Here is a 17,149-nt window from a genome sequence, read left to right on the forward strand (position 1 = left end):
CCTGGGGTGGGGGCAGGCGAGGTTCCGTCGGGGTCCCGCACGTCGAGACTACCTGCTGACGGGTCGGTTCCGGTCCGCGGCGAGGGCGTGGGCCGGGTGGGCGCCGCGGGCCTCTCGGGCTTCGCGGCTGTCGTACGTGTCGTACGCGCCGTAGTCCTCGTCGTAGGCGCCGGAGTCGTCGAGGTCCTCGGGGACCAGGCTCCAGACGATGAGGTCGGTGCGGGTGTCGGCCCAGCTGCCGTCGGCGGCCTGGGTGCGGACGGTCCAGGCGTTGCGCAGGACGCCTTCGCTGATGCAGCCGACCTTCTGGGCGACCTGCTGGGCGGCGGTGTTGTCCGCGGCGGTGCGCATCTCCAGTCTTTCGAACTGCTGCTCGCGGAAGAGCCAGCGGGCGACGGCGAGGACGGACTCGCTGGCGTACCCCTCGCCCCGGGCCCAGGGGGCGGTGACGTGGCGGATCTCGGTGGTGCGGGTGCGCCAGTCGGTGTTGCGGAGGTGGACGCTGCCGACGAGGCGGTGGGTGAGGAACTCGGCGACGGCGAAGACGATGCCGCGGCCGCCGGTGCGTTCGGCGTGGGAGAGGGCGGTGGCCCAGGCGCGGGCGTCGGCGCGGGTGTAGGGGTGCGGGGCCTGGGTCCAGGCGGTGACCTGCTCGTCGTTCATCATCTCGGCGAGCGCGCCGGCGTCCTCCTCCTCGAAGGGGCGCAGCACCAGCCGGTCCGTGCTGATGGTGACGTCCGGGAAGGTGGTAGTCATGCGCAGCTCCATGCCTGAGGCGGACCGTTTGTGCGGGTCGTAGCCACAGCATGCAGCATCGGCCCGGGGATGTGCAGGGCCGGGTTGCCCGGAAGCGGGCAGGCCCGGGGCAGCGCGCGGCCCCGCGCGCCCGGAGGGGTGCGCGGGGCCGGGGATCCGGCGCCGACCAGGGGGTTCCCTAGCGGGCCGGGGTGCCGAAGGCCGGGATGACCGAGCCCTGGTACTTCTCCTCGATGAACTTCTTGACCTCGTCGGAGTTCAGGAGCCTGGCGAGCTTCTGGATGCGCGGGTCGTTCTGCTTGCCGTCCTTGACCGCCAGGAAGTTGGCGTACGGGTTGCCCTCGGCCTTCTCCAGGACCAGGGCGTCCTTGGCGGGCGAGAGGTTGGCCTCGAGGGCGTAGTTGCCGTTGATGACGGCGGCGTCCACGTCGTTCAGGGCGCGCGGGACGGTGGCGGCCTCCAGCTCCTTGAACTCCAGACCCTTCTTGTCGGTGATGTCGGAGAGCTTGGCGCTGGTTCCGACGCCTTCCTTGAGGGTGATCAGGTTGTTCGCGGCGAGCAGCTGGAGGGCGCGGCCCTCGTTGGTCGTGTCGTTGGGGACGGCGACGGTCTGGCCGGCCTTGATGTCCGTGAGGGCCTTGACCTTCTTGGAGTAGAGGCCGAGGGGCTCCAGGTGCACGTTGACGACGGGCACGATGTGGGTGCCGTTCTTCTTGTTGAAGTCGTCGAGGTACGGCTTGTGCTGGAAGTAGTTGCCGTCGACCTGGCCCTGCTCGGTGGCGGTGTTGGGCAGGACGTAGTCCGTGAACTCCTTCACCTCCAGCTTGAGGCCTTCCTTGGCCGCGAGCTTGTCCTTGACGAAGTTCAGGATGTCGGCGTGCGGGCTCGGGGAGGCCGCGATGACGAGGGGCTTGCTCTCGTCGGCCTTGCCGCCGTCGGCGCTGGTGGAGGACGGGTCCGAGGAGCTGCCGCAGGCGGTGAGGCCGAGGGCGAGAGCGGCGGAGGCGGCGGCGAAGGCGGTGAGCTTGATGTTCTTACGCACGAAGAGTGCCTTTCTTGCGGGTGCGGGTCCGGGGTGCGGATCCGCTGGTGGTGGCCCAAGCACGACAAGTGCGGGCTTTCTCCGGTGGGGAGTCTCAGGGGGCGGGGCGGCCCGGGAGGGGCTCAGGCCGTCCGGCCGCGGCGGGCGAGGACGCGGACCACGCCGTCGCCGATCAGCTGGATCACGGTGACGAGGGCGATCAGGACCACGACGGTGGCGACCATGAATCCGGTCTCGAAGCGCTGGAAGCCGTAGGTGATGGCCTTGGAGCCGAGTCCTTCGCCGCCGACGGCGCCGGCCATGGCCGAGTAGCCGACCAGGGTGATGACGGTGGTGGTGACGGCGGCGACCAGGGAGGGCAGGGCCTGCGGGAGCAGGACCTTGCCGACGAGGGTGGGGATGCCGCCGCCCATGGACTCGACGGCCTCGATCAGGCCGTGGTCGACCTCGCGGACGGCCGTCTCGACGAGCCGGGCGAAGAAGGGGACGGCGCCGATGGCGAGCGGGACGATCATGGCGGTGGGGCCGATGAAGGTGCCGACGACGGCGGTGGTGACCGGGATCAGGGCGATCAGCAGGATGATGAACGGCAGCGAGCGGCCTATGTTCACGATCACGCCGAGGGCCTTGTTGAGCGGCTGGTTCCGCAGGAGGCCGCCCTTGTCGGTGAGGACGAGGAGGATGCCGAGGGGCAGTCCGCCGAGGACGGTCACCACGGTGGACCACAGGACCATGTAGAGGGTGTCGTAGGTTCCCTGGGTGAGCAGGGGCTGCATCTCGGACCAGGTCACTTGGCACCATCCTTGACCAGTTCGGCCAGTTCGTTGTCGATCTCGTCCGTCCCGTCCACGACGTCGACCTGGAGGCCCTGCTCGCGCAGGAAGCCGACGGGTACGACGTTGTCCTCGTAGCGGCCGGGCAGCTCTATGCGCATGCGGCCGATCTGGCGGCCGGCGACGGTGTCCATCGCGGCGCCGAGGATCGAGATGTCGATGTTGTACGTGCGGGCCAGCTGGGAGATGACCGGCTGGGTGGCGGCCTCTCCGTGGAAGGTGACGTCGACCACCGTGTGTTCCGGGCCGGTGGCGGTGCCGCTGACCGGGAAGAGTTCGGCGGCGAGCTCGGAGCCGGGGGTGGCGAGGAGCTCGGCGACGGTGCCGGACTCGATGATGCGGCCCTTCTTCATCAGGGCGGCGGAGTCGCAGATGCTCTTGACTACGTCCATCTCGTGCGTGATGAGCAGGACGGTGAGGCCGAGCTGCCGGTTGAGGTCGCGCAGGAGCTGGAGGATGGAGCGGGTGGTCTCGGGGTCGAGGGCGCTGGTGGCCTCGTCGGAGAGGAGCACCTTGGGGTCGCCGGCCAGGGCGCGGGCGATGCCGACGCGCTGCTTCTGGCCGCCGGAGAGCTGGGTGGGGTAGGCCTTGGCCTTGTCGGCGAGGCCGACGAGGTCGAGGAGTTCCAGGGCCTTGCGGGAGCGTTCGCGGCGGTCGACGCCGAGGATCTCCAGGGGGAGCTCGATGTTGGCCTGTACGGTCCGCGAGGACAGCAGGTTGAAGTGCTGGAAGACCATGCCGATGCGGCTGCGGGCCTCGCGGAGCTCCTTGCCGGCGCGCCGGCCGCGGCCGGCGAGGGCGGTGAGCTCGACGCCGTCGACGGTCACGGTGCCGGTGGTGGGGCGTTCCAGCAGGTTCACGCAGCGGATGAGGGAGGACTTGCCGGCGCCGCTCTGGCCGATGACTCCGTAGACCTCGCCCTCGCGGACGTGGAGGTCGACGCCGTCCAGGGCGGTGACCTCGCGGCCACGGGACTGGTAGACCTTCGTGAGGCCCGATGTGGTGATCACAGGAATTCCGTCGCTGTCGAGTGCACGGCGTGCGGGACCGTGCACGGGGCAAACATCTGGGGACGCGATACGGGTCGAACCGTCACAGAGGAAGCGTGTCGACACGTGCGCGGGGCTGGAGCGGCCCGGGCCCGGGGGCAGCGGTGACCCGGGCTGCGGTACGGCTCGCCTCGTCTCGCTTCGGGGCGCGAGACCGCGGGGGAAGGGGCCCTCAGAAGGCGCACATTCGACACATACAACGAGCACCGGGCGTCATCGTCGCCTCGGTCGCAAGGGTGCGGCTGCTCGTCGTGGTCATGGGCTCAGTAAAGCAGACATACCGACTCACCGATCAACGCTGTCCGCATAGCGGACGGAATCTGGTCGCATTCCGGACGGGAGCGGCCATCCCCGGGGCCCCGCCCCGAGGGGTCCGGGACCGCTCCCGGCCAGGCGCGGCACGGGCGGGCGGGGTTCCGGCGGCGGCTGCGCGCGGGGCCGGCCGGAGGTGCCGGCTGTGGCCAAGGCCACGGTCGGGGCCCCGGCGGCGCCCCGTGCGCGGCCGCCCTCCGGGCCCGTAATACCCTCGCTGCATGCTCGACGCCCTGACGGCCGCCCTCGGCGTGGCCGCCCTCGCCCTCGCCGCCTGGTGCGGCCACGCCGTATGGCGGGACCAGCCGACCAAGGACTGGCACTTCATCGGCATGGCCGTGGTGACCCTGCTGGCCCTGGCCCAGCTGGTGGTCGGCGTGGTCCAGCTGGTCCGGGGCGAGAAGCCCGAACAGGGCGCGGTGCTCTTCGTCGCCTACCTGCTGGGCGCCTTCGCGGCGGTCCCGGCCGCCGGGCTGCTCTCGCTGACCGAGCGCACCAAGTGGGGTTCGGTGACGGTGGCCGCGGGCGCGGTCGTCCTCGCCGTGCTCGAGGTGCGCCTCTACGACATCTGGGGATCCGCCGGTGCCTGACACGACGACCGAGACCGAGACCGGCGCCGGGAACGCGGCCGGCGGGCGCAAGCGGCTGGTGTCCGGGCCGGGGCTGCTGCTGGTGTGGCTCTACGGGGTCATGGTGGTGGGCGCGGTCTCGCGCTCGGCCTACCAGATCGCCGGCGAGTTCGACCGGGCGCCGCTGGCCTACTCGCTGTCGGCGGCGGCAGCGCTGGTCTACGCCTTCATCACGTACTCGCTCGTGCGCGGCGGCGACCGGGCCCGGCGGGCGGCACTGGTGTGCTGCGGCGCCGAGCTCGCGGGCGTGCTGGCCGTCGGGACCTGGACGCTGATCCGGCCCGAGGCCTTCCCCGACGCGACGGTGTGGTCGGACTTCGGGATGGGCTACCTGTTCATCCCGGTGATCCTGCCGGTCACCGGGATGCTGTGGCTGCGCGCGAAGCGTTAGCGCCGGGTCGGGCCGCCGGGGCTCAGGCGCTGACGGTGTAGTCGGCGGGGCCCTCGGCGTCCTTCTCCAGGATCACCAGGCGCACGCCGTCGGAGGCGGTGCGGTTGCCGACCTTCGCGTAGCCTGCCTTGCGGTAGAGCCGCAGGTTCGACTCGCTCTTGTGACCGGTGTGCAGCCGGAAGCGGGTGGTGCCGGCGTGGCCGGCGAGGGCCTCCTCGACCGCGCGCAGCAGCCGGGCGCCGAGGCCGTGGCCCTGGAGGCGGGGGTGTACGCACAGCTTGGCGATGCCGGCCGTGCCGTCCTCGCCGAGGCTGCCGCGCACGGTGCCGACGACCTCGTCGCCGAGCCGGGCCACCAGGACGGTGTCCTTGGCGAGCTCTTCCTTCAGGGAGTCCAGTGACTGGGTGAGGGGCTGGATGAGCCAGTTGCCGTACAGCTCGGCCTCCCTCTGGAACGCCAGGTACTGCAGCTTGAAGATCTGCTCGGCGTCTTCGGCGGCCGCCGCCGAAATGGTCACGCTCATGCCCATGTGCGCATGCCTCCCGCTCACCGGTAGCTCTCTGGTCTACCGCTCCTTTCCCCACGGGCCAGGAGCCGCAACCTCTCCGGCGAGCATTCTGCGCAGACATCCCAGGCAACGGGAACGTACCGGCCCCAAACTTCCTTGTGAGATACCCAACTCTCCTGCGATTTCACGGTAGGTGAGGTCCCTGGGCGAGAGAAGTGCGGCCACCAGCTCGGGGCAGCGTCCGGGCAATCGGGCGACCGCCGATCGGAGGGCACGGTTCTGCTCCCCGTGCAGCAGGGCGCGTTCGGGTTCGTCGGCCGTGTCCGCGCGGGCGGCCCCGCACGGGATCTCGCGCCGCGCCCGCCTGCGGGCGAGCCGGGCCTCGGCCCGCACCGCCCGCCTCAGCCAGCGGGCCCGGCCGGCGGGGCCGGGGCCGGGCGGCCCCTGCTCCAGCAGCCTGACCCAGACGGCCTGTTCCAGGTCGGCGGCGTCCAGCCCGGCGGCGGGGGCCTCCGCGGCCGCCTCGGCGGAGAGCAGCGGGCGCAGCTCCTCGATCAGTTCCGGTTCGCGTCGCAGGTCCATGCCGGGCGGGACGCGGCGGCCGGGCCGGGCGGTTTCCCCGCCGGACCCGGCCCACCCGTACGTGGCCGGGGGTCTAGCGGTTGACGCCGCGTCCGGGGCGGAAGGCCTCGGCGGCGAGGAGTCCGGTGTCGGGGTTGTCGGTGAAGATGGCGTCGATGCCGAGCTCGAAGTAGCGCTTGAAGGCGCCGAAGGCGTCCCCGTAGGCGGTGGGGTCGGTGCCCTTGCGGTATTCGGCCGGCAGGAAGCTGTTCTCGTTGCGGGCCGTGTACGGGTGCAGGACGAGCCCGCGGGCGTGGGCGTCGCGCACCAGGGTGGTCGGGGTGCCGAGCCGGCCCTCCGCGTCGCGCGGGACGACGAGGTCCAGGGTGGGGCCGATGCCCTGGGCGAAGCCGGCGATCCACTTCAGGCCCTCGGGCTTGACCAGGTCGGCGATGGTGCGGGGGTCCTTGGCCGCCTCGAAGTCCCAGGGCCGGGTGTTCGCGGCGGAGAGGAGCACCACGCGCGGGGCGGACACCAGGCGGGAGAGCCGCTGGATGCTGGAGGGCTCGAAGGACTGGAGGAAGACGGCGGCGTCCCGGCCGTCGCGGCCGTAGCGGCGCAGCAGGGCGGCCAGCGGCTCCTCCAGGCCGAGGCCGAGGCCGCGGAAGTAGGTGGGGTGCTTGGTCTCGACGTGCAGCCAGACGCGCTTGCCGCGGCGCCTGCCCTCGCGGTCGGCCCAGCGCAGCACCTCTTCGAAGGTGGGGACGGCCCAGCGGCCGTCGTAGAGGGTGTTGCGCTGGCGGATGGCCGGAATGCGCTCCTTGGCGCGCAGGGTGCGCAGCTCGGCGAGGGTGAAGTCCTCGGTGAACCAGCCGGTGACGCAGACCCCGTCGACGGTCTTGGTGGTGCGCCGGCCGGTGAATTCGGGGTGGTCGGCGACATCGGTGGTGCCGCCGATCTCGTTCTCGTGGCGGCAGACGAGGTGGCCGTCCTTGGTGGGGACGAGGTCCTGCTCGATGACGTCGGCGCCGAGGTCGAGGGCGAGCTGGTAGGAGCCGATGGTGTGTTCGGGCCGGTAGCCGCTGGAGCCGCGGTGGCCGATGACCAGGGGGACGGGGAGGTCGCGGTAGCCGCCCTCGCCGTGCCGGGCCTCGGCGGCGGAGGCGGTTCCGGCGGAGAGGGTGCCGATCTGGGTTCCGGCCGCGAGGACCGCGGCTCCCAGGACGGTGCGCCGGGCTGTCCCACCTTGCGTCATCAGTGCCACTCCTTGTTCGGATTCGGTTGGAAATCGCTCGGCTTCTTTTGGAAATCGGCGAGCCGATGGTAGGCAAGGGGGATGGCGGGTGGGTGGGGTCACGCGGAACATGGCGGAAACACACGTCAACACCGCGTATCCACCTCGTGAACCCGATGTGCGATCAGGGGTGACCCGCGAGTATCGTCCTCACCTGCACTACCGCTGTGTGGTGCGAAAACCGCTTTTCGATGCCGGAGGGCTCACGTTGTTCCGTACCGCGCTCATCAAAGCCACTGTCGGATCGGCCATGCGCCTGATGTTCCGCACCAGGGTGGAGGGGCTGGAGAACATTCCGGGCACCGGCCCGGTGATCCTGGCGGGCAATCACCTGACCTTCATCGACTCGATGATCCTGCCGCTGGTGTGCGACCGCACGGTCCACTTCATCGGCAAGGACGAGTACGTGACGGGCAAGGGCGTCAAGGGCCGGCTGATGGCGTGGTTCTTCACCGGCGCCGGCATGATCCCGGTGGACCGGGACGGCGCGAACGGCGGCGTCGCCGCGCTGATGACGGGCCGCCGGATCCTGGAGGAGGGCAAGATCTTCGGGATCTACCCCGAGGGCACCCGCTCCCCCGACGGCCGGCTCTACCGCGGCCGGACCGGCATCGCCCGCCTCACCCTGATGACCGGCGCCCCCGTGGTCCCGTTCGCGATGATCGGCACGGACAAGCTCCAGCCCGGCGGCAAGGGCATGCCCCGCCCGGGCCGGGTCACCATCCGCTTCGGCGAGGCGATGGAGTTCTCCCGCTACGAGGGCATGGACCGCGACCGGTACGTGCTGCGCGCGGTCACGGACTCGGTGATGGCCGAGGTCATGCGGCTGTCGGGCCAGGAGTACGTCGACATGTACGCGACCAAGGCGAAGGCGGCCTGAGCCCCCTCCCTACTGGCGCTGGAGTGACCGGCTGACGCCCGCCGCCGTCGTGGTGGCGAGGATCCAGCCGGTCACGATCAGCAGGTACGAGAGCCACTGGTACCAGCCGCCCGGCGCGAAGGCCTCTTCCTGGCCGAAGCCGATGATCGGCAGCAGCAGGTCGATGGAGTAGAATAGCGGGTTGAAGTCGGGGGCCTCCCCCGGCTTCAGCGGCCTGGGGTGGTGCAGCCCGTACGCGATCCAGCCGGTCAGGACCAGCAGCAGGAGCCAGCCCGCCGCGCGCAGCGGCCGGAAGCCGTAGCCGACGGTGGCGTCCTGGAGCAACCCCCACAGGCGGGCGTGCCGGGGCAGCGTGTGCCGGTGCCGGCGGAGCTTGGCGAGCTGGACGCTGCGGGCGGCCGCCTCGTCGCCGACGGTGCGGTAGGCGGCGGCGAGCTGCTCGTAGGCGTGCGGGAGATAGCCGGACTCCTCCCGCTCCAGCAGCGGCAGCCGCTGCCGGGCGGGCAGGAGCGGGTGCAGCACCCGGTAGCCGAGCCCCTCGGTGCGGACCACCGGCGGCCAGGTGTCCGGTTCGGCGTAGAGCATGTCCAGCTGGCTGCGGCGCAGGTTGACGATGCCCTCGATGGGCGGGCACTTGCGCAGCCACAGCTCCCCTATGGTGCAGCTGCTGGCGCGCAGGGCCACCCCGCCCGGGTTGGCGAGCCGGGCGCGGGTGAGCATCAGCTGGCCGGGGACGCGGGCGCCGGTGAGGTTGACCATTCCCTCGGCCTCCAGCCGGTGGCCGCGCAGGTCGGTGCCGACGGAGACGGTCTCGGCATGCAGGGCGATCCCGCCGGGGGCGAGGAGCCTGGCCCGGTCGAGGCTGATCTGTCCGGCGACGGTGGCGCCGTTGACGCGGAGCTGGCCGTGGACGGTGAGCCCGTCGGCGACGACGTCGGTCCCTATCTCGGCGTGGTTGAGCTGGAGCGGCGGCTCGTCGTGCTCTTCGGCGTCGGGCTCCGCCCCGGCGGCCGGGCGGATCACCGCGTCCTGGAGGAAGAGGCCGCCCGCGATCCGGGCCCCGGCGAGCCGGACGGGCCCGGTGACGCGGCAGCCGCTCAGCCGGAGGGCGAGGTCGACGCTGACGGTGGAGGCGGTGAGTCCGGGCAGCGCCGACTGCGAGAGGCTGACGGCGCGCAGCCGGGCCCCGTACAGCTGGGGTTTGCGCTCGAACCAGCAGCCGCGCAGCCGGATCGCGTGCTCGACGTCGGCGTACTTGAGGTTGAGCTTGCCGGTCACGCGGGCGCCCTTGACGTTGAGCTCGGCGACCTGCGCCGCCGCCACGGGGCGGCTGAGCAGGAGGGCGGCGAGCACGTCGGCGCGTACGGTCCGCCCGTCCCCCCAGCCGTGTCCGTCGGTGGCGTCCTCGCCGGGTCCCTCGCGGAAGTCGACGCCTTCGCCGCGCGGGAAGGCGTCCCATACGCGGCGTTCGGCGGGGGTCAGGTCGGTGATCTCCATCGCCGGGATGGTGGCGTGGGCCCCGACGGACTGTCAACTCCGCTGGGGAAGAGCCTCCCTGGCGTCGGGTCAGTGCTCGACGCCGTCCTGGAGCTCCTGGCCCTTCAGCAGGAACCAGGCCGCCGCGGCGGTGGCGAGCAGGACGGCCGCGCCGACGCCGGAGGCGAGCCGCAGCCCGTCCACGAAGGCCTCCTGGGCCGCGCCGACCATGGTGTGGGCGGTCTGCGGGTCCAGGCTCTTGGCGGCTTCGACGGCCCCGCCGAGGGATTCGTGGGCCGCGTCGGCCACCGGGGCGGGGACCGTCTGCGGGGCGGTGAAGCCCTGGTAGACGCCCGTGACGATGGAGCCGAGCAGGGCGATGCCGAGGGCGGCGCCCAGTTCGTAGGCGGTCTCCGAGACGGCCGAGGCCGAGCCGGCCTGCTCCTTGGGCACGCTGGAGAGGATCACGTCCGCGGTGACCGTGAAGGAGAAGCCCGCGCCGAGGCCGACGCCGAGCAGGGCTGCGCCGAGCAGCGGGTAGCCGCTGTCCGGGTGGATCAGGGTGAGGGCGGCCAGGGCCACGCCGATGGCGGCCAGACCGCCGGAGACGATGACCCGCACCGAGTACCGGCGGGCGTACCGGCCTGCGACAAGGCCGGTGAAGACCGCGCCGACGGCGGCGGGCAGTTCGGCCAGGCCGGCCTCCAGGGGGTCGCGGCCCTGGACCAGCTGGAGGAACTGGGACAGGAAGAAGACCAGCCCGGACAGGCCGAAGACGGTCAGCAGGTCGGCGAGGACGGCGCCGGAGAACCCGCGGTGCCTGAAGAGCCTCATGTCGAGCAGCGGCGAGGCCAGGGTGAACTGGCGGCGCACGAAGCCGTACAGGCAGCCGATGCCGAGGGCGGCGGCGACCCCGACGCCCCACGTCGGGCCGTGGGTGGCGACCTCCTTGACCGCGTAGACCACGCCGATGACGCCGACCAGGGAGAGGGCCACGCTGAACAGGTCCCAGGGGCCGGCGACCGGATTCCTGGACTCGGGCAGCAGCTTGATGCCGACGAGGACCAGGACGGCCATCACGGGCAGGTTGATGAGGAAGACCGAGCCCCACCAGAAGTGCTGGAGCAGGGCCCCGCCGACAACCGGTCCGACGGCCGCGCCGGCGGAGGCGGTGGCGCCCCAGACGCCGATGGCGAGGCTGCGCTCCCTCGGGTCGTGGAAGATGTTGCGGATGAGCGCGAGGGTGGACGGCATCAGGGTGGCGCCGGCGACGCCGAGCAGGGCCCGGGCCGCGATCATCATCTCGGGGCTGGTGGCGTAGGCGTTCAGGACGGAGACGGCGCCGAAGGCGGTGGCGCCGAGCAGCAGCAGCTTCTTGCGGCCGATGCGGTCGCCGAGGGAGCCCATGGAGACGAGCAGGCCGGCGATGACGAAGGAGTAGATGTCGCCGATCCACAGCAGCTGGGTGCCGGACGGCTTGAGGTCCTCGCTGAGGGAGGGCGTGGCGAGGCCGAGTACGGTGGCGTCGACCGCGACCAGCAGCACGGCCAGGACGAGCACGGAGAGCGCCAGCCAGCGTCCGCGGCTCTTCCCCTCCGCTCCCGTCCGGCGGTCCAGCTGTTCGGTTCCGGTCATCACTCCACGCTCCGTCGTGCGCCACCGAGCAGCAGCTCGATGATCATGTACTGGAAGTCCTTGGCCGCGACCCGGCCGTCCATGACGGCCCAGGCGCAGGTGCCGATGAGGCCGTAGAGGGCCTCGGTGAGCCAGGCCGGGCTCAGGTCGATCCGGATGTCGCCCTCCTGCTGGCCGCGCCGGAAGAGCGCGCCGACGCGCGCGTCGAGGCGGGCCCAGCCCTCGTTGACCTGGTCGCCCTCGAAGAGCTGGTTCTCGGTGACGAGGAAGGCCAGCAGCTGGGCGTCGGTCTCGGTTTCGGCGACGAGGCGGCGCAGGGCCTCCACGGCCGTGCCCTCGTCGAGGCGGGCCCGGTCGAAGGCGATCTCGAACCGGCGGATGCCGAAGTCCTCGAGGGCCCGTACGAGGGCGTCGCGCCCGGCGAAGTGCCGGTGGAGGGTCGCCCGGCCGATTCCGGCGGCGCGGGCCACCTCGTCCATCGTCGCGGTCGATTTGCGGGAGAGCAGGGCCGCCGCGTCGCGGAGCACCTGGTCACGATCCATGGCCATGAGACGACCATACCTCGAATGAGACGTCAATGTCTCATTCGGAGGAAAAACAGGCTGCCGGAGGGGCAGCCGGGAAGGAAGGGTGTGCCCATGAAGCCACTGCTGCTGATCGATGTCGACGGGCCCCTGAACCCGTACGGGGCCAGGCCCCGGCGCCGCCCGGAGGGCTACACCACCCACCGGATGCGGCCCACCGGCTTCACCGACGGCAAGCCCCTGCGGGTCTGGCTCCACCACGGCCACGGGGCCGAACTGCTCGCGCTGTCGGACGCGTACGAACTCGTCTGGGCCACCACCTGGAAGGACGAGGCCAACGACTGGATAGGCCCGCACCTGGGCCTGCCCCGGCTGCCGTACATCGACTGGCCCGTGATGCACGGCCGGGCGCCGCGCGGCACCTTCTGGAAGACGCAGTACGTCCTGGAGTACGCGGGCGCGCGCCCCTTCGCCTGGATCGACGACGACATCACGGACCTGGACCGCGAGTACGTCGCGCAGCGCCACCCGGCCCACGCGCTGCTCAGGTACGTGGACGAGCGGGTCGGCCTGACCCGGCCGGACTTCGACGCCCTGGCGGACTGGGCCGACGGACACACCGGTTGATCCTTCGGGGTGAACCCTCGTGACCAGGCCCTGTCACGCGCCGGAGGGGCGGTACGCGCCCGAGCGGGTGCGTACCGCCCCTCCGGGCGGGTCGGCTACTGCTTGTGGATCGCCCAGGCGTGCTGGATGACCAGGTCGGCCTTGAGCTCGGTGAGCTGGACGGCCACCGCCGAGGGGGCGGTGCCGCCGCGGCCGTTGCGGGAGGCCAGGGCGCCGGGGACGTTGAGGACGGTGCGGACCTCGGGGGTCAGGTGCTCCGAGATCTTCGCGAACTGGGCGTCGGTGAGCTCGTCGAGCTCGATGCCCTCGGCCTCGCAGACCTTGACGCACTCGCCGGCGACCTCGTGCGCCACCCGGAAGGGCACGCCCTGCTTGACCAGCCACTCGGCGATGTCGGTCGCGAGGGAGAAGCCCGCCGGGGCCAGCTCTTCCATCCGCTCGCGGTTGACCGTGAGGGTGGCCATCATCCCGGTGAAGGCCGGCAGCAGGACCTCCAGGGTGTCGCAGGAGTCGAAAACGGGCTCCTTGTCCTCCTGGAGGTCCCGGTTGTAGGCCAGCGGCAGCGCCTTGAGGGTGGCCAGCAGGCCCGTCAGGTTGCCGATGAGGCGGCCCGACTTGCCGCGCGCCAGCTCCGCGATGTCCGGGTTCTTCTTCTGCGGCATGATCGACGAGCCGGTGGAGAAGGCGTCGTGGAGGGTGACGAAGGAGAACTCCTTCGTGTTCCACAGGATGATCTCCTCGGCGATCCGGGACAGGTTGATCCCGATCATCGCGGTCACGAAGGCGAACTCGGCGACGAAGTCGCGCGAGGCCGTGCCGTCGATCGAGTTGCCGACCGAGCCACGCTCGAAGCCCAGGTCGGCGGCGACCGCCTCCGGGTCCAGGCCGAGCGAGGAGCCGGCCAGGGCGCCCGAGCCGTACGGGGAGACGGCCGTACGGGTGTCCCACTGCCGCAGCCGCTCGGCGTCCCGGGACAGGGACTGCACGTGGGCGAGCACGTGGTGGGCGAAGAGGACGGGCTGGGCGTGCTGGAGGTGGGTCCGGCCCGGCATCGCCACGTCCGGGTGCGACTCGGCCAGGCCGACCAGCGCGTCCTGGAGGTCGGCGATCAGGCCGCCGATGGTCCGCGCGTGGTCGCGCAGGTACATCCGGAAGAGCGTGGCCACCTGGTCGTTGCGCGAGCGCCCGGCCCGCAGCTTGCCGCCGAGGTCGGGGCCGAGCCGCTCCAGCAGGCCCCGCTCCAGCGCGGTGTGGACGTCCTCGTCGGCGACGGTCCCGACGAAGGAGCCGTCGGCCACGTCGGCCTCCAGCCGGTCGAGGCCCTCGATCATGCGGTCGAGCTCCTCGGGCGTGAGCAGGCCCGCCTTGGCGAGTACGCGGGCGTGGGCGCGCGAGCCGGCGATGTCGTAGGGCGCCAGGCGCCAGTCGAAGTGGACCGACGCGGACAGCTTCGCGAGGGCCTCCGAAGGGCCGTCGGCGAACCGGCCGCCCCAGAGCCGGACGTCACCGTTGTTGCTGCTCACAGCTACTGCTCCTCATGAGGGTGGAAGTGGACGGCCTCCCCGCCGCGGAGGTCGCGGGGAGGCCCTCCCGGTACAGCGTCAGACGATTCAGGCGGGGTCGCGACGCGCGCGGTCCACGGCGCGAACAAGCATAACTATGCATTGCTCCGTATGTTTCGTCAATCGAGTCTCTCTTCCATGGCGCTGACCAGGCCGTATATCAGGGGCGGGGCCCCGAGCCGCCGCCTACCATCAGGAGCGGATCCAGCCAGGGAGGGCATATGTGGAGCGCGGCCGAGCACGCCGCCAGGGGGCGGGGCGCGGCCCGGGGGCTGAGGCACGGGGACACCGTCCCGGTGGCCCGCCGGCTCCTCGGGAACGGGCCGGAGGCCTGGATCGCCTTCGACCGGGAGATGCGCCGCCTCCAGCGGTTCCCGGGGACGCCTGTCGACCGGCTGGAGGCGCGGCTGTGCCACCCCGACGGCCGGATCCGCGCGTCCGCACTCGCGGCGTGGCGCAACCCGCCGCACGAGCTCGTCCTGATCCGTTGCGCCGACTGGGTCCCGCAGGTGCGCGAGCGCGCCCGCAGGGTGCTGGGCCGGGTGGTGGCCCACCACCCCGTCCGCACCCGGGACCGGGCCCGCAGGGCGCTGAACCGGCCGGTGGCCGACGATCCCGCCCTCGTGCTGACCGCGCTCACCCCGCTCGCCCTGCGGCTGGGCGGGCGCGAGCACGGCGCCTGGGCCGTGGAGCAGCTGGAGGCCGCCCTCGACGGCCGGTACTCCGCCCTCGCCGCGTGGTGGCGCCCCGGACTGCCCTCGACCACCTGGAGCTGGAACTCGCTGACCGTCCGGCAGCGCGCGGGCATGCTGGACCGCCTGACGGGGAGCGCCGACCGGCCGACCCGCCGCTTCGCCGCCCGGGTGGCCCTCGGCGTCGGGCGGTACGGCGCCGGGGAGCTCGCCCGGCGGGCCGCCGCCGAGCTCGATCCGGCGACCGGCCGGATGTGGACCGACGCCGCGCTGGCGGCGCTGGCCGCCGGCGGGCCGGACGAGGGGGCGGTCGACGCCCTGCTCGGCTCGCGCCTCCCGGCGGTGCGGGCCGCCGGCGTCACCGCCCTGCGCCGGGCCGGGCGGGCGGCGGAGGCCGACCGCTTCCTCGCCGACCGGGCGGGCTCCGTGCGCGCCTGCGCCCGCTGGCTGCTGCGCCAGGACGGCGGAGACCCGCATGCGCACTACCGCGCTCTGCTCGCGGATCCGGAGCGGGTGGGCCGGTACGCGGTGACCGGCTTCGCCGAGGTCGCCGGACCGGAGGACGCGCCGCTGCTGCGCGCCCTGCTGGAGCACCCCGGCGGCCCGGTGCGGGCCGCCGCCCTCGCGGGGCTGCGCCGGCTGGGGGCCCGGGTGGAGACCCCGGCGCTGCTGGTCCTGCTGGAGGACTCCTCGGCGTCGGCGGCCCGCGAGGCCGCGCTGCACCTGCTCCCGGGGGCCCGGCGGCTGGATGCCGCCGCGCTGGCCGACCTGACCGGGCCTCAGGCGCGCCCGCACACCCGGCGGGCCGCCTTCCGGCTGCTGCACGGCCGGGGCGGGAGCGCCGAACTGCGGGCCGCCGTGGCGCTGCTGACGGACACGGACCCGGGGACGCGTCGGCGCGCCCGCGACCGGGTGGCCGCCTGGAACTGGCTGTCCACCCTGGACGAGGGCGAGGCGCACCGCGCGGAGCTGGGCGGGCTGCTGGCGCGGGCCGCGCGCGAGCTGGACGCCCGCGAGCTGCGGCTGTACCGCTCCCCCTGGGCCTGACGGTGCGGGCGGGCTGGTCGGATCGGGTGACCACGGCCCGGCCGACCCGCGCCCGCCCCGGCCGGCCCGTACCGTCTGACGCGTGCTGCGCAACGCTCTGATCGCCGGCTCGCTGCTCCTCGCCGGGCTGGGGCCGTACGGGCCCGATCCGCTGGCCGCCCGTCTCGCCGACACCGGCGGCGGCAGTCAGCTGATCACCGCCGTCGCGCCCGCGCCGGGCTCCACCACGGGTCTGCTGACCTGGTGGGACCGGCGGGCGGGCCGCTGGTACGAGGCCGGGCGGGCGCCCGCCCGGTTCGGCGCGAACGGCCTGACCGAGGGGGCCACCCGGACCCAGGGCACGAACACCACCCCGACCGGCCTGTACGACCTGCCGTACGCCTTCGGCACCGCGCACGCGCCGGCCGGGACGGAGTACGCCTACCGGAGGGTGACGGACCGTTCGTGGTGGTGCCAGGACAACGCTTCCGGCAGCTACAACCGCTGGACGGAGCCACTGCCCGCCGACTGCGCGCCGGGCGAGTCCGAGCACCTGGTGGAATACGGGACCCAGTACGCGCACGCCCTGGTCATCGGCTTCAACTACGAGCACCCGGTACGCGGCCGGGGCGCGGGCATCTTCCTGCACGTGGACGGAAGAGGCGCGACGGCGGGCTGCGTCTCCGTGCCGCGGGGCGCGATGCGCGAGCTGCTGCGCTGGGCGAACCCGCGCCGCTCCCCGCACATCGCCATCGGCACGGAGGACGGCCCGCTGGCCGTGACCCGGTACTAGGGCGTGCCCGGCAGCTCCTAGCCCTCCTTCTGCGCCAGGCGCAGCATGTGGTCGGCCAGGGCCTGGCCGCCCGACGGGTCGCGGCTGATGAGCATCAGGGTGTCGTCGCCCGCGATGGTGCCGAGGACCGCGTGCAGTTCGGCCTGGTCGATGGCCGAGGCGAGGAACTGCGCGGCCCCCGGCGGGGTGCGCAGGACCACGAGGTTCGCGGAGGCCTCGGCCGAGATCAGCAGTTCGCCGGAGAGGCGCCGCATGCGCTCCTCCTTGGCCGATTCGCCGAGGGGGGCCTGCGGGGTACGGAAGCCGCCCTCGCTGGGGACCGCGTAGATCAGCTCGCCTCCGGTGTTGCGGATCTTCACCGCGCCCAGCTCGTCGAGGTCGCGGGAGAGCGTCGCCTGGGTGACGCTCAGCCCGTCGTCGGCGAGGAGTTTGGCCAGCTGGCTCTGGGAGCGGACCGGCTGCCGGTTGAGGATGTCCACGATCCGGCGGTGGCGGGCGGTGCGGGTCTGCGGAACGGAGGGGCCGCCGTTCTGCTCGTGTTCCTGCGCCTGGCTCATCG

The 17,149-nt window shown here is 72.7% G+C and carries 18 protein-coding genes; 6 read left to right on the forward strand and 12 right to left on the reverse strand.

Annotated elements, in window-relative coordinates; translation table 11 throughout:
* Nucleotides 1-48 precede the first annotated feature (48 nt).
* From ACFY15_RS23300 to ACFY15_RS23315, 4 genes are all read right to left on the reverse strand, one after another.
* Nucleotides 49-756 carry a GNAT family N-acetyltransferase gene (locus tag ACFY15_RS23300; protein ID WP_390826014.1) on the reverse strand — a complete coding sequence of 236 codons (708 nt, stop codon included), beginning with the start codon at nucleotides 754-756 and terminating at the stop codon, nucleotides 49-51.
* A gap of 178 nt (nucleotides 757-934) precedes the next feature.
* Complete coding sequence (locus ACFY15_RS23305) at nucleotides 935-1,798, reverse strand: MetQ/NlpA family ABC transporter substrate-binding protein (RefSeq protein ID WP_390689243.1); 864 nt, start codon at nucleotides 1,796-1,798, stop codon at nucleotides 935-937.
* A 122-nt stretch (nucleotides 1,799-1,920) separates the two neighbouring features.
* Nucleotides 1,921-2,589, reverse strand: coding sequence for a methionine ABC transporter permease (locus ACFY15_RS23310; protein WP_390689244.1), 669 nt, complete (start codon nucleotides 2,587-2,589; stop codon nucleotides 1,921-1,923).
* Entirely contained in the window at nucleotides 2,586-3,641 is a 1,056-nt protein-coding gene (locus tag ACFY15_RS23315) for a methionine ABC transporter ATP-binding protein (RefSeq protein ID WP_390689245.1), read from the reverse strand. The genes ACFY15_RS23310 and ACFY15_RS23315 overlap by 4 nt, the downstream gene beginning before the upstream one ends.
* Before the next feature lie 572 nt (nucleotides 3,642-4,213).
* Between ACFY15_RS23315 and ACFY15_RS23320 the strand changes: the two genes are divergently transcribed.
* Together ACFY15_RS23320 and ACFY15_RS23325 are read left to right on the forward strand one after the other, a co-directional pair.
* Entirely contained in the window at nucleotides 4,214-4,582 is a 369-nt protein-coding gene (locus tag ACFY15_RS23320) for a hypothetical protein (protein ID WP_390689246.1), read from the forward strand.
* The gene (locus ACFY15_RS23325; RefSeq protein ID WP_390689247.1) at nucleotides 4,575-5,012 is read left to right on the forward strand and encodes a hypothetical protein; all 438 of its coding nucleotides are present in this window, start codon (nucleotides 4,575-4,577) and stop codon (nucleotides 5,010-5,012) included. Before ACFY15_RS23320 ends, ACFY15_RS23325 begins: the two co-directional genes overlap by 8 nt.
* A 22-nt stretch (nucleotides 5,013-5,034) precedes the next feature.
* Here ACFY15_RS23325 and ACFY15_RS23330 read toward each other — a convergent pair whose 3' ends face one another.
* The 3 genes from ACFY15_RS23330 to ACFY15_RS23340 all read right to left on the reverse strand — a co-directional run bounded on the left by ACFY15_RS23330 (nucleotide 5,035) and on the right by ACFY15_RS23340 (nucleotide 7,336).
* Nucleotides 5,035-5,541: a GNAT family N-acetyltransferase gene (locus ACFY15_RS23330; RefSeq protein WP_390689248.1), complete on the reverse strand. Its 507-nt coding sequence runs from the start codon at nucleotides 5,539-5,541 to the stop codon at nucleotides 5,035-5,037.
* Between the two features lie 36 nt (nucleotides 5,542-5,577).
* A complete protein-coding gene (locus ACFY15_RS23335; protein WP_366454325.1) occupies nucleotides 5,578-6,102 on the reverse strand; it encodes a sigma-70 family RNA polymerase sigma factor in 525 nt (174 codons plus the stop codon).
* A gap of 73 nt (nucleotides 6,103-6,175) precedes the next feature.
* The gene (locus ACFY15_RS23340) at nucleotides 6,176-7,336 is read right to left on the reverse strand and encodes a glycerophosphodiester phosphodiesterase (RefSeq protein WP_390689249.1); all 1,161 of its coding nucleotides are present in this window, start codon (nucleotides 7,334-7,336) and stop codon (nucleotides 6,176-6,178) included.
* A 298-nt stretch (nucleotides 7,337-7,634) separates the two neighbouring features.
* On the opposite strand from ACFY15_RS23340, the gene ACFY15_RS23345 reads away from it, so the two are divergent.
* Nucleotides 7,635-8,255: a lysophospholipid acyltransferase family protein gene (locus ACFY15_RS23345; RefSeq protein WP_390826015.1), complete on the forward strand. Its 621-nt coding sequence runs from the start codon at nucleotides 7,635-7,637 to the stop codon at nucleotides 8,253-8,255.
* A 9-nt stretch (nucleotides 8,256-8,264) separates the two neighbouring features.
* On the opposite strand, the gene ACFY15_RS23350 is transcribed toward ACFY15_RS23345, so the two are convergent.
* The 3 genes from ACFY15_RS23350 to ACFY15_RS23360 all read right to left on the reverse strand — a co-directional run bounded on the left by ACFY15_RS23350 (nucleotide 8,265) and on the right by ACFY15_RS23360 (nucleotide 11,914).
* On the reverse strand, nucleotides 8,265-9,752 hold the full coding sequence (locus ACFY15_RS23350; protein WP_390826016.1) for a membrane-associated oxidoreductase: 1,488 nt from the start codon (nucleotides 9,750-9,752) through the stop codon (nucleotides 8,265-8,267).
* 69 nt (nucleotides 9,753-9,821) lie between these two features.
* Nucleotides 9,822-11,366 (reverse strand): MFS transporter, encoded by a 1,545-nt coding sequence (locus ACFY15_RS23355; RefSeq protein WP_390689251.1) that lies wholly within the window; start codon nucleotides 11,364-11,366, stop codon nucleotides 9,822-9,824.
* Nucleotides 11,366-11,914, reverse strand: coding sequence for a helix-turn-helix domain-containing protein (locus tag ACFY15_RS23360; protein WP_366454330.1), 549 nt, complete (start codon nucleotides 11,912-11,914; stop codon nucleotides 11,366-11,368). Before ACFY15_RS23360 ends, ACFY15_RS23355 begins: the two co-directional genes overlap by 1 nt.
* Nucleotides 11,915-12,004: 90 nt before the next feature.
* Between ACFY15_RS23360 and ACFY15_RS23365 the strand changes: the two genes are divergently transcribed.
* On the forward strand, nucleotides 12,005-12,517 hold the full coding sequence (locus ACFY15_RS23365) for a hypothetical protein (protein WP_390689252.1): 513 nt from the start codon (nucleotides 12,005-12,007) through the stop codon (nucleotides 12,515-12,517).
* A 95-nt stretch (nucleotides 12,518-12,612) separates the two neighbouring features.
* Here ACFY15_RS23365 and argH read toward each other — a convergent pair whose 3' ends face one another.
* Complete coding sequence (gene argH / locus ACFY15_RS23370; protein ID WP_390689253.1) at nucleotides 12,613-14,040, reverse strand: argininosuccinate lyase; 1,428 nt, start codon at nucleotides 14,038-14,040, stop codon at nucleotides 12,613-12,615.
* Nucleotides 14,041-14,300: 260 nt separating this feature from the next.
* On the opposite strand from argH, the gene ACFY15_RS23375 reads away from it, so the two are divergent.
* Complete coding sequence (locus ACFY15_RS23375) at nucleotides 14,301-15,818, forward strand: hypothetical protein (protein WP_390689254.1); 1,518 nt, start codon at nucleotides 14,301-14,303, stop codon at nucleotides 15,816-15,818.
* Between the two features lie 85 nt (nucleotides 15,819-15,903).
* Nucleotides 15,904-16,590 (forward strand): L,D-transpeptidase, encoded by a 687-nt coding sequence (locus tag ACFY15_RS23380; protein WP_390689320.1) that lies wholly within the window; start codon nucleotides 15,904-15,906, stop codon nucleotides 16,588-16,590.
* A 17-nt stretch (nucleotides 16,591-16,607) separates the two neighbouring features.
* Here the strand turns inward: ACFY15_RS23380 and ACFY15_RS23385 are convergent, their stop codons facing one another.
* Nucleotides 16,608-17,147: an arginine repressor gene (locus ACFY15_RS23385; protein ID WP_079425174.1), complete on the reverse strand. Its 540-nt coding sequence runs from the start codon at nucleotides 17,145-17,147 to the stop codon at nucleotides 16,608-16,610.
* Between the last annotated feature and the right edge of the window lie 2 nt (nucleotides 17,148-17,149).

Source organism: Streptomyces sp. NPDC001373, assembly GCF_042895815.1.
Lineage (GTDB): Bacteria > Actinomycetota > Actinomycetes > Streptomycetales > Streptomycetaceae > Streptomyces.

Excerpts from the sequence above, each read along its gene's own strand:
- ACFY15_RS23300 (WP_390826014.1), bottom strand. The coding sequence starts at position 756 with ATGACTACCACCTTCCCGGACGTCACCATCAGCACGGACCGGCTGGTG.
- ACFY15_RS23320 (WP_390689246.1), top strand. The coding sequence starts at position 4,214 with ATGCTCGACGCCCTGACGGCCGCCCTCGGCGTGGCCGCCCTCGCCCTC.
- ACFY15_RS23330 (WP_390689248.1), bottom strand. The coding sequence starts at position 5,541 with ATGGGCATGAGCGTGACCATTTCGGCGGCGGCCGCCGAAGACGCCGAG.
- ACFY15_RS23335 (WP_366454325.1), bottom strand. The coding sequence starts at position 6,102 with ATGGACCTGCGACGCGAACCGGAACTGATCGAGGAGCTGCGCCCGCTG.
- ACFY15_RS23340 (WP_390689249.1), bottom strand. The coding sequence starts at position 7,336 with ATGACGCAAGGTGGGACAGCCCGGCGCACCGTCCTGGGAGCCGCGGTC.
- ACFY15_RS23345 (WP_390826015.1), top strand. The coding sequence starts at position 7,635 with ATGTTCCGCACCAGGGTGGAGGGGCTGGAGAACATTCCGGGCACCGGC.
- ACFY15_RS23350 (WP_390826016.1), bottom strand. The coding sequence starts at position 9,752 with ATGGAGATCACCGACCTGACCCCCGCCGAACGCCGCGTATGGGACGCC.
- ACFY15_RS23355 (WP_390689251.1), bottom strand. The coding sequence starts at position 11,366 with ATGACCGGAACCGAACAGCTGGACCGCCGGACGGGAGCGGAGGGGAAG.
- ACFY15_RS23360 (WP_366454330.1), bottom strand. The coding sequence starts at position 11,914 with ATGGCCATGGATCGTGACCAGGTGCTCCGCGACGCGGCGGCCCTGCTC.
- ACFY15_RS23365 (WP_390689252.1), top strand. The coding sequence starts at position 12,005 with ATGAAGCCACTGCTGCTGATCGATGTCGACGGGCCCCTGAACCCGTAC.
- ACFY15_RS23375 (WP_390689254.1), top strand. The coding sequence starts at position 14,301 with ATGTGGAGCGCGGCCGAGCACGCCGCCAGGGGGCGGGGCGCGGCCCGG.
- ACFY15_RS23385 (WP_079425174.1), bottom strand. The coding sequence starts at position 17,147 with ATGAGCCAGGCGCAGGAACACGAGCAGAACGGCGGCCCCTCCGTTCCG.